Annotated in this window: 11 protein-coding genes; 4 read left to right on the top strand and 7 right to left on the bottom strand. The window is 69.5% G+C overall.

All coding sequences use genetic code 11. From position 1 onward, the window contains the following. The 5 genes from VD972_RS07570 to VD972_RS07550 form a co-directional block, all read right to left on the bottom strand. Positions 1-231: sigma-70 family RNA polymerase sigma factor (locus tag VD972_RS07570; RefSeq protein ID WP_324982945.1), on the bottom strand; the 231-nt coding region annotated here is incomplete at its 3' end. Positions 232-306: 75 nt separating this feature from the next. Next, a complete protein-coding gene (locus tag VD972_RS07565) occupies positions 307-1,929 on the bottom strand; it encodes a hypothetical protein (RefSeq protein ID WP_324982941.1) in 1,623 nt (540 codons plus the stop codon). A 49-nt stretch (positions 1,930-1,978) separates the two neighbouring features. Then, positions 1,979-2,524, bottom strand: a complete 546-nt coding sequence (locus VD972_RS07560) for a hypothetical protein (protein ID WP_324982939.1) — start codon at positions 2,522-2,524, stop codon at positions 1,979-1,981. Between the two features lie 8 nt (positions 2,525-2,532). Next, complete coding sequence (gene hemF, locus VD972_RS07555) at positions 2,533-3,453, bottom strand: oxygen-dependent coproporphyrinogen oxidase (protein WP_324982934.1); 921 nt, start codon at positions 3,451-3,453, stop codon at positions 2,533-2,535. Then, positions 3,450-4,193, bottom strand: a complete 744-nt coding sequence (locus tag VD972_RS07550) for a hypothetical protein (protein WP_324982932.1) — start codon at positions 4,191-4,193, stop codon at positions 3,450-3,452. The genes hemF and VD972_RS07550 overlap by 4 nt, the downstream gene beginning before the upstream one ends. A gap of 292 nt (positions 4,194-4,485) precedes the next feature. Here VD972_RS07550 and VD972_RS07545 point away from each other — a divergent pair, with 292 nt between their 5' ends. Then, positions 4,486-5,052 (top strand): hypothetical protein, encoded by a 567-nt coding sequence (locus VD972_RS07545; RefSeq protein ID WP_324982929.1) that lies wholly within the window; start codon positions 4,486-4,488, stop codon positions 5,050-5,052. 6 nt (positions 5,053-5,058) lie between these two features. On the opposite strand, the gene VD972_RS07540 is transcribed toward VD972_RS07545, so the two are convergent. Beyond that, positions 5,059-5,601, bottom strand: a complete 543-nt coding sequence (locus tag VD972_RS07540) for a DUF2378 family protein (RefSeq protein WP_324982926.1) — start codon at positions 5,599-5,601, stop codon at positions 5,059-5,061. A gap of 8 nt (positions 5,602-5,609) precedes the next feature. Next, positions 5,610-5,897, bottom strand: a complete 288-nt coding sequence (locus VD972_RS07535; RefSeq protein ID WP_324982951.1) for a DUF3467 domain-containing protein — start codon at positions 5,895-5,897, stop codon at positions 5,610-5,612. 69 nt (positions 5,898-5,966) lie between these two features. Between VD972_RS07535 and VD972_RS07530 the strand changes: the two genes are divergently transcribed. The 3 genes from VD972_RS07530 to VD972_RS07520 all read left to right on the top strand — a co-directional run. Next, positions 5,967-6,791 (top strand): alpha/beta hydrolase, encoded by an 825-nt coding sequence (locus tag VD972_RS07530; protein WP_324982948.1) that lies wholly within the window; start codon positions 5,967-5,969, stop codon positions 6,789-6,791. A 61-nt stretch (positions 6,792-6,852) separates the two neighbouring features. Continuing rightward, positions 6,853-7,557: an ABC transporter ATP-binding protein gene (locus tag VD972_RS07525; protein ID WP_324982922.1), complete on the top strand. Its 705-nt coding sequence runs from the start codon at positions 6,853-6,855 to the stop codon at positions 7,555-7,557. Further along, positions 7,554-8,985, top strand: a 1,432-nt coding sequence (locus VD972_RS07520; protein WP_324982919.1) for an ABC transporter permease, incomplete at its 3' end; no start/stop codon positions are given. The genes VD972_RS07525 and VD972_RS07520, both read left to right, overlap by 4 nt.

Below are 8,985 nucleotides of genomic sequence, written 5' to 3'. Positions count from 1 at the left end.
GGTGATGCGGTAGAGCCACGTGTAGAACGAGGCGTCACCCTTGAAGTGGTCCAGGTACTTGTAGACCTTGACGAACGCCTCCTGGGAGACGTCCATCGCCTCCTCCTTGTCCTTGAGCATTCCGAGCGCGACGGCATACACCTTGCGCTGGTAGCGCTCGACAAGGAGCTTGAAGGCGCGCTGGTCCCCGTCGCGGACGCGCTTGACGAGGGTGAGATCGTCGGTGGCCAATGGGGGGCTGACCCTAACACAAGCCCGCGAAATCCCAAGAAGTCCGCGAGCAGGGAAGGTTCACAGGCAAGCAGCCTAGAGGCTGACCACCAGGATGACCAACAACATCAGGCCCACGAAGGCGAGGACGGCAGCGAAGGCGATCTGGTTCCACTTCTCCTTTTCGATGGCGCTGTCCTCGGCGCCATCGCGGAAGCGGTGGAGGACGTTCCAGAGCATGTTGCCGCCCAGCTTCAGGCTCAGGTTGCCGCTCAGCTTCTTCCAGGCATCCTCGAAGTTGCCCATCATCGACTCGTCGTCCTTGCGCCGCTCCAGCTCCGGGTTCACGGGCAACATCACCGGCCGGGGCATGTCCGCCATCTGGGGATTCACTCGGACGAACTCCGACTGTTTGTCTGCCCGCTCCAGGGGGGTACGCTCGGTGCCTTGGGAGAAGGCGCTGTCCTTCCGTTCCGGGGACTGAGCGTCGGGCCTGGGCGCGTCCTCGAGCTTGCGGGAGGTGTCCTGGGCCTGCGCATCCTCGGACTTGGGGGGTGCCTCTTGCGCCTGCGCTGCCTCTGGCTTCTGGGCCTGCTGCGCCGCCTCCGACTTCTGGGCCTGCTGCGCGGACTCTGAGAGGAGCACCTCTGGCGGCGGTTCAAGCTCCACCTGCCCCGCACGCTCCCGGGCCTCCTTGGCGTTGGGGGACTCGAGCACCCACTTGCCCGCCTTCACTCCGTCCTTGCCGGTGTTCTTGTCCCGGAGCTCGCCGAACCCCTCCTTCTCCAAGGTCTTGTCGAAGATCTCTTGTCCCTCGGGAGTGGACTCCTTCGAGGTGGCCGCCTCGGCGTACGCGGTGAAAAAGGCCCACAGGCGCAACGCGCGGTCCGATGGCGGCAGATCCGATGGCCTCACCTGCTGGTGAAGCAGCGGCAGGTCCGAGGCGAAGCGCTTGGCCACGGCCACCTGATCGCCGAGCTTGCCGAGCCCTGGAGGAATCAGCTCCTTCACCGGACGCACCGGCCCCTTGACCTGGCTCGTACGGAAGGTGGGCCGATTGCCCGTGGACGGGGTCTTGCCGAAGTTGTCCTTCTCCGGGGCCTTGCTCTGGCCGCCGCCCGCGACGTCGGGCATGCGGACGATGCGCGTCCCACCGCGGCCAACAGGCGAGTCCGTGTCTTTGGCGCTACGCCCTTCCCGGCCTTCGAGGGAAGCCTCCGGGGTCCCCTGGCCCGCTCCCTCCCGAAGCGCAGGCATCTCCCGGGTCTTGCCGCCCCGCGTGACGGGAGGCTCTGGGGTCTGCACCTTGGGCATCACCAGGGTCTCCACGGCGGTGGAGACCTTGCCCCCCTTCTTCGGGTCGGTGAGGGCATCGGCGAAGGTCGCGGCCGGGAGCGCGGGCCGGTTGCCCGTCCGCGGCTGGCCACGCTCGTTCAGCGCAGGGCGCTCTCCGGTGCGGAAGGGAGCGCGCTCGCCCGTGCGGCCAGGGCCTGTCCCCAGCCCAGCGCCTGTCCCCAGCCCAGCGCCTGTCCCTAGACCTGTGCCGGGGCCCGCCTCCGCCGTCCCCTCGCCGCCCCCTTCAGCGCCACCCGCGATGGGGCCTCCGGCCTCGGGAGTGGCCTGGGTGCCACCGGCGGTCGGAGCAGGGCCTATACGGGTCCCATCACCGAGCCCGCGTCTACCGCCGCCACCTCGGCCGATGTCTCCAACATGACCCATCTCTCACATTCTCGCCTACCGAGGGGGCAAGTTGCGAGAGGGGGGCCGATCATTCGTCCTCGCGCTCCACCTGGACCGGGGACGTCATTCCGTTGGCATCCAATGTCACGCTGTAGACAGAATTCTGGCCATCCCCGTCCTGATCCCCCCTCGCGTAACACGTCACCTCCGGCTCACCCACCGGGTCCTCCTGGACCACGACCTGGTACTGGAAGCGGACCGCCGTCCCAGGTGTGAAGCCGAGCTTCTCGAAGGCCTCATCCTCCGGGAAGGGGATGGGTTGGGCTCCCTTGGGGACCTCGCGAGGTGTGGGGCCCGCGGCCAGGAAGAGACCGCTCTCGCTGCGGTACATCTGCACCGCGTCACACAGCGCGATCACATTGACGCGCGCCTCGTCCCCCGCCATGCCTCCGGCGTTCGCCTCCGTGCGGAAGGCGGTGTCCGTGCTCTTCTCCAGCTCCTGCATCCGCTTCAGGTAGAGGAGGACGACCCCCCCTCCGAAGAGGAAGCACGGCAACACCAGTCCCCCCAGGATGAGGACCCACCTCTTGTTCCAGCTCCGGCGCGGGGGCTCCGGCGTCACGGGAGACGACATGGGCCTCCTTACCCTCCCTGGCTCAAGCTGGCCCACTCTCGCGGGCTGCGGAGCACCTCCACCAGCTTCGCCTCGTGCGTGCCGGGCGTCGGGTGGTACTCGTAGCGCCAGCGGACCTGGGGCGGCAGCGACATGAGGATGGACTCGGTGCGCCCGCGCGTCTCCAGCCCGAAGATGGTGCCCCGGTCGTAGACGAGGTTGAACTCCACGTAGCGCCCGCGGCGGACCTCCTGCCAGAAGCGGTGCGCCTCCGTGTAGGGCGTGTCCTTGCGCTTCTCGGCGATGGGCAGGTACGAGGGCACGAAGGCCCGGCCCGCGTCCTTCACGAACTCGAACTCGCGCTCCAGATCGCCGCCGATGTCCTCGAAGAAGAGGCCCCCCACACCGCGCGTCTCCTCGCGGTGGCGCAGGAAGAAGTACTTGTCACAGCTGGCCTTGAAGCGCGGGTAGTACGCGGCATCGTGCCGGTCGCATGCGGCCTTCAGCGTGCGGTGGAAGTGCGCCGCGTCCTCCTCGAAGAGATAGTAGGGCGTCAGGTCGGCGCCGCCGCCGAACCACGCCTTGTTGCCCTGGTGGATGAAGCGGTAGTTGGCATGCACCGTGGGCACGTACGGGTTGCGCGGGTGGAGCACCAACGACAGCCCTCCGGCCCAGAACTGGCGCCCCTCCCCCTGCAGCCGCTTCGCGAAGGCCTCCTCCAGCTCGCCGAAGACCACCGAGGTGTTCACCCCGGCCTTCTCCAGCACGGCGCCTTCCTCGAGAACACGCGTGCGCCCGCCCCCCCCGCCCGGCCGCTCCCACCTGTCCTCACGAAAGCGCCCCTGGCCGTCCAGCCGCTCCAGCGCTCCGCAGATCTCGTCCTGGAGCTGCTGGATGAAGTCCGCCATCCCCTGCTTCAGGCCCTCCACCCTCTCTACATCCAGCGTCATCCGCCCTCCGGAGGCGCCGTGGGCGCCTCGAAATCCAGCGGGGGCACGGCTGGGGCCAGGTTGCCCGCTGAGTCGAACACCTCCACCCGTGCGCGATAGCTCTTGCCGTCCTCGAAGCCGAAGGCACCACTGCAGGGCTCGTGGCCCAGCAGCGCCGAGCCGTTCACCACCGGAATCACATAGTGCTGCGAGGTGGCGCCCGCCTGCTTGCGCGCCAGCGTCACCACCATATAGGCAGGGCTCTCTTCCCTCATCGTCATGGTGAGCCGCACGTAGCGAGTGACTCCCTCCTCGTTGCGCCGGGCCATGCCCTCGGAGATGGCGGGGCGCTTGATCCAGCGCGGGGGGGTCTTGTCGGGGCTCTTGCCAGCGAGCCACTCGGGCAAGGCCGTTCCGGAGCCATTGAGCAGCTTCACCGTGCCGGGCAGCGCATCGTCCAGACGCAGCGTATAGGTCTTGTCCGGCAGCAACTTCCCATCGGGCTTGAGGACGACGGTGACGCGGCCCAGCTCGCTGGTCCACCCGCGCTGGGCCTTCACACGAATCTCATGGCCGTCGGTCTGCAGGCGCAGGGTCTTCCCCGGCAGATCCGCCACGAGGGCGCGCGCGGTGCCAATGCCCTCCAAGAGGAGGCGCGTGTTGGTGGGGATGGTGGCGCCCGGGCGCGGGAACACCTGCACCCCGTCCCCGATGCAACGAGCGGAGGCGACCCGAGCCAGGAGCAATATGAAGAGGAGCAAGAGTCGGAACAAAGCGCCCCGAGTCTGCGACGGGCCGCGTCGCGAGGCCAGCACTACGAGCAGTCCTCGCTCCTGCCTGGCGGCCTGGACGCCGGGCGGATGACACATTGCGGCCTCCCGCGGGGCCTCTCCCCCCCGCCACGGGACGGGGGGCCAGCCGGCTCGGCGAGCCGCCCCGGTGCGCGCTCCAGGCCCCCCTCCTGGAGCCGATATGTTCCGGGAGCCCTGACGTTCTCCGTCATGGATCCGGGTCCGCGTGACGCGGCTCCCCGGAGAGCACCGAGGTGGATCCATGAGATGTTGGCTCGCAGTAGGCGGGATCGCCCTGCTCGTCCTGGGCGCCGGATGCGCCACCTCCCAGAACGAGCGCCGCATGCTGCTGGAGCGCACGAGCGCCGAGATCGCTTACGACTTGCCCGCAGAGCAGGTCATGGCTGCGGCGCGGGCCGTCCTGGATGGCCACGGCTACCTGCTCGCCCCCGGCGGCGGGCCCCACACCCTGCGCACCCATTGGAAGATCGATGGGGACCTCAGCAGCACCGCCCGCTGGTCCAAGGTCCTCGTCATAGGCCAGCACCGTAAGGACGGCCGCTTCATCGTGCGAGCGCAGCAGGTGACATGGGCCACGGGGGGGCGCACGGCCTCACACCCGGGGATGGCCAGCAGCGTCAGCGGCGCGGGCAAGCGCGGCAGTGAGGGGACCTCCAACTACATTCCAGGCGAGCCCTACTCTCCCGCCAAGCCCGTGTTCAGCCGCGCCCTGGGCCTGGAGTGGGCGGTCCTCCAGCACCTCGATCCCCAGTTCGCAGCCGAGGTGGAGCAGCAGGTGGACCTCTACCTCGCCAGCCCCAAGCCCTGACGGGGCTCACCAGCTGATCTCCACATCGAACCCCTTGGGCTCTCGCCAAGTCACCGCGACCAGGGGCTGGACGCCCGTCTTGCGCAAGCCCACCTCGAAGAGCCCGGCCATGAAGTCCGGCTTCGCGTCCGGATCCTCCCGGTAGGACACCCGAAAGCGCCGCTCCCCCAGCGGCTCCACCCGCACCTGGTACTCGAAGGTGTCCAGCTTGCTGAGGCTGGGGATGCGCTGAACGAAGCGCTCCGGCCCCAGCAACGGCAGGCTCACGTCCACGACCCTTCCGACCAGTGTCCGCGCGAAGCCGTAGGCCAGCTGCCGGCCCAGCTCGCGGTACGCCAACTCCCGATCCAGGTGGGCGAAGCACTGCTTCCATGCCACCTCGAGCGCTGCGTTCCAAGTCTCGATGGGATAGCCAGGCTGGAGGCGGCGCACGTCCACGCCCACAGCGCGCAGGGCATCCGCGAAGGCGCCTTCCGCCCCGAGCGCGCGGACGAACAACCCCTCGAAGAACGAGCCTTGCGTGACGCGGCCGGACAAAGGGGCGGTCATGAGGGACCTCAGTGCCTTCGCTCTTCCTCTCGGAGGGGGATGGTGCCGTACTGCGCCTCGTAGCGAGCGAGGTTCTCTTGCAAGGCCAGCACCAGCCGCTTCAGGTGCTGAGGATTGGTGATGACGCGGGAGAAGACCTTCGCCCGGGGCTGCTGGGGGAAGACGTAGATGAAGTCCAGGGTGAACTCGGTCTGGGTGTGGTCCACCATGGCCATGTTCGCGTAGCGACCCTGGGCGACTTCTTCGTCGAGTTGAATCTGGAGCGAGGGAGCGGGAGGCTTTGGAGTGTCTGGCATCGTGCAGTGGCAATAACGCCTCTGCGTCATCGTGACTAGCGTTCCTGAGTGAACGCGCTCGGCCTGTGGATGGACACCCGGAAGACGGCACCCTTCGAGCTGGGACACGGCGACGACGCCTGTCTCTTGCTGCACGGCTTCACTGGCAGTCCTTGGGACATGCGACCGCTCGGGGAGGCGCTGGCCTCGCGCGGCCTGTACGTGAAGGGGCTCCGGCTTCCCGGCCACGGCACTACCCCTGAGGCCATGCTGGAGGCGGACCACGGCCACTGGGAGGAGGCAGCTCGGGAGGCCCTGCACTCGCTGCGGGGCTTCCGCCAGGTGTTCGTGGCGGGGCTGTCCATGGGCGCGCTGCTCGGGCTGCGGCTGGCGGCCCGGAGTCCGGAGCAGGTGAAGGGGCTGGTGCTCATCGCCCCGGCGGCGCGCTTCAAGGGTCCCAAGATGGCGCTCCTCAAGAGCCTGCGGCACACCGGGCTGCTGGAGCGGGTGAAGCCCTGGGTGCGCAAGACGGCCACGGACCTGAGCGATCCGGTGGCGCTGGCGGAGGCGCCCATCCTCTCGGCCTTTCCCATGTCACGCCTGAACGATCTGTGGACCCTTCAAGAGGCGGCCCTGCGGGATGCACCGCGCGTGCGCTGCCCCACCCTGGTGGTAGTGGCTGAGCAGGATCATGTGGTGGATCCGGAAGGGGGAAGGTGGCTCGCCACCCAGCTCACCAGCGCCCCGGTGGTCCGGCTGCTGTCCCTCCAGGAGGGCTATCACATCATCCCGCGCGACAAGGGCGGGCCGCGGATGGCCGCGGAGGTGGGGGACTTCCTGGAGCGGCTCCGGCAGCAGTGGACCGGGGAAGGCAACGTCCTGGCCACGGGCAGCGGGCTCCCACCGTCGCTCTGAGACCACCGAGGAACGTGGCCCCGCCTCGGACATCCATATATGAGCCACTCCCTGGCTCCGAATGACCTCCTCCTCGCCCGCTCCGCTCGTCGAGCTGCATGACGTGTCCAAGGCCTACGCCGAGGGCGAGGCCGTGCGCGAGGTGCTCACCGGCGCGAGCCTGTCCCTGTATCGGGGAGAGTTCGTGGCGCTGATTGGCCGGAGCGGCTCGGGCAAGTCCACCCTGCTCAACCTCATCAGCGGGATTGATCTGCCGACGCGGGGCACCGTGCGCGTGGAGGGCCGCGAGCTGAGCCAGCTGAGTGAGCGCCAGCGCACCCTGCTGCGCCGCGAGCGCATCGGCTTCGTCTTCCAGGCCTTCAACCTGCTGCCCACGCTCACGGTAGAGGAGAACGTTCGGCTGCCGCTGGAGCTGACGGGGCGCACCGGCGCGGCTGCGGACGGACGGGTGCGGGAGCTGCTCGCCCAGGTGGGGCTCGGCGGCCGTGAGCGCAGCTTCCCGGACCGGCTCTCGGGCGGTGAGCAACAGCGCGTAGCGGTGGCACGGGCCCTGGCGCACTCCCCTCCCCTGCTCCTGGCAGATGAGCCCACGGGAAACCTCGACGAGCAGACCGGCCGGCAGGTGCTGGATCTCCTCGAGGGACTCATCCGCCGGGACAACGCTTGCGCGCTCGTGGTGACGCATGATCCGGAGCTCGCCGCGCGCGCGGATCGCGTGTTCGTGATGGAGGCGGGCCGGCTCCTCGAGCGGCAGGTGCGGCCGTGAGCCGGCGCTTGCTGATCCGTGCCAGCGCGCGCCACCTGAGCAGGCATCCGTGGCTCACCGCGCTGTCGCTCTTGGGCATCGCGCTGGGGGTGTCGGTGGTGGTGTCCATCGACCTGGCGAACACCAGCGCCCTGCGCGCCTTCGAGCAGTCCACGGAGACCGTGGCGGGCCGCGCCACGCACCAGCTCGTGGGAGGGACGACAGGCCTCCCGGACTCCATCTACCGCGAGCTGCGTCTGCGCCCGAGTGCCCCCGTCGCCGCTCCCGTGGTGGAGGGCTCCGTGCGCGCCACGCGGGGGGACCGGCGCCCCCTCACCGTGCTGGGCGTGGACCCGTTCGCGGAGGCACCCTTCCGGGCCTACACCCGAAGCGGGACCTCCGGAACGGTGGACGCGCTCCTCACCGAGCCAGGAACGGTGCTCCTCCCCGCTGCCACGGCGCGCCTGCTCGGCGTAGGAGTGGGGGACTCGTTCGAGGTGAGCCTGGGTGGACTGACGCGTCCGCTGCGGGTGGTGGCGCTCATCACGCCTCCGGACGAGCGCACGGCTCGCGCGCTGGAAGGACTGGTGCTCACGGATGTGTCCACCGCCCAGGAGTTGCTGGGACGGACGGGGCGGCTCTCGCGCATCGACTTGATGCTCGACGGGGAGGCGGAGCTCGCGCGGCTGAGGGAGTGGCTGCCTCCCGGTGCGGAGGTGGTGCGCTCCTCCACTCGCGGCGGGACCGTGGACCAGATGACCCGGGCCTTCCGCACCAACCTCACGGCGCTGTCGTTCCTGGCGCTCGTCGTGGGCATGTTCCTCATCTACAACACGATGACCTTCTCCGTGGTGCAGCGCCGGGGGCTGCTCGGGCGGCTCCGAGCGCTGGGCGTCACCCGGGGCGAGCTCTTCGCGCTGGTGCTGGGCGAGGCTGCGCTGCTGGGCGCCGTGGGTACGGCGGCGGGGCTCCTGCTCGGCGTGGTGCTGGGGCAAGGCCTCGTCGGGCTCGTCACGCAGACGATCAATGACCTCTACTTCGTCTTGAGCGTGCGGCGGCTGTCGCTGGAGCCGTGGACACTCGCCAAGGGCCTGGCGCTGGGCCTCGGGGCAACGCTCGTCGCCGCGTTCATGCCCGCCTGGGAGGCGGCACGCTCGGCTCCCGTCACCACCATGCGGCGCTCCACGGCGGAGGATGTGGCCCGCAGTCGCGCGCCGAGGCTCGCGCTGCTGGGGCTGCTCCTGCTCGCCCTGGGTGGAGGACTGCTCGCGCTGCCAACGCACGCACTGCCGCCGGCCTACGCGGGGCTCTCCGCCGTGCTCCTCGGCACGGCATTGCTGGTGCCCTGGACGACAGAGCAGCTGGCGCTGGGAGCCGCCAGGCCACTGGGCGCCGCGTTCGGGATGCTGGGGCGCATGGCCGCTCGCGGCGTGAGGGCCAGTCTCAGCC

The sequence above is a fragment of the Hyalangium sp. genome (assembly GCF_035629615.1).
Classification (GTDB): domain Bacteria; phylum Myxococcota; class Myxococcia; order Myxococcales; family Myxococcaceae; genus Hyalangium.
The sequence above is the reverse complement of the archived record's forward strand: the minus strand, read 5'-3'. Positions and strand labels throughout refer to the sequence as shown.

Excerpts from the sequence above, each read along its gene's own strand:
- VD972_RS07525 (WP_324982922.1), top strand. The coding sequence starts at position 6,853 with ATGACCTCCTCCTCGCCCGCTCCGCTCGTCGAGCTGCATGACGTGTCC.
- VD972_RS07545 (WP_324982929.1), top strand. The coding sequence starts at position 4,486 with ATGAGATGTTGGCTCGCAGTAGGCGGGATCGCCCTGCTCGTCCTGGGC.
- VD972_RS07540 (WP_324982926.1), bottom strand. The coding sequence starts at position 5,601 with ATGACCGCCCCTTTGTCCGGCCGCGTCACGCAAGGCTCGTTCTTCGAG.
- VD972_RS07535 (WP_324982951.1), bottom strand. The coding sequence starts at position 5,897 with ATGCCAGACACTCCAAAGCCTCCCGCTCCCTCGCTCCAGATTCAACTC.
- VD972_RS07565 (WP_324982941.1), bottom strand. The coding sequence starts at position 1,929 with ATGGGTCATGTTGGAGACATCGGCCGAGGTGGCGGCGGTAGACGCGGG.
- VD972_RS07530 (WP_324982948.1), top strand. The coding sequence starts at position 5,967 with ATGGACACCCGGAAGACGGCACCCTTCGAGCTGGGACACGGCGACGAC.
- hemF (WP_324982934.1), bottom strand. The coding sequence starts at position 3,453 with ATGACGCTGGATGTAGAGAGGGTGGAGGGCCTGAAGCAGGGGATGGCG.
- VD972_RS07560 (WP_324982939.1), bottom strand. The coding sequence starts at position 2,524 with ATGTCGTCTCCCGTGACGCCGGAGCCCCCGCGCCGGAGCTGGAACAAG.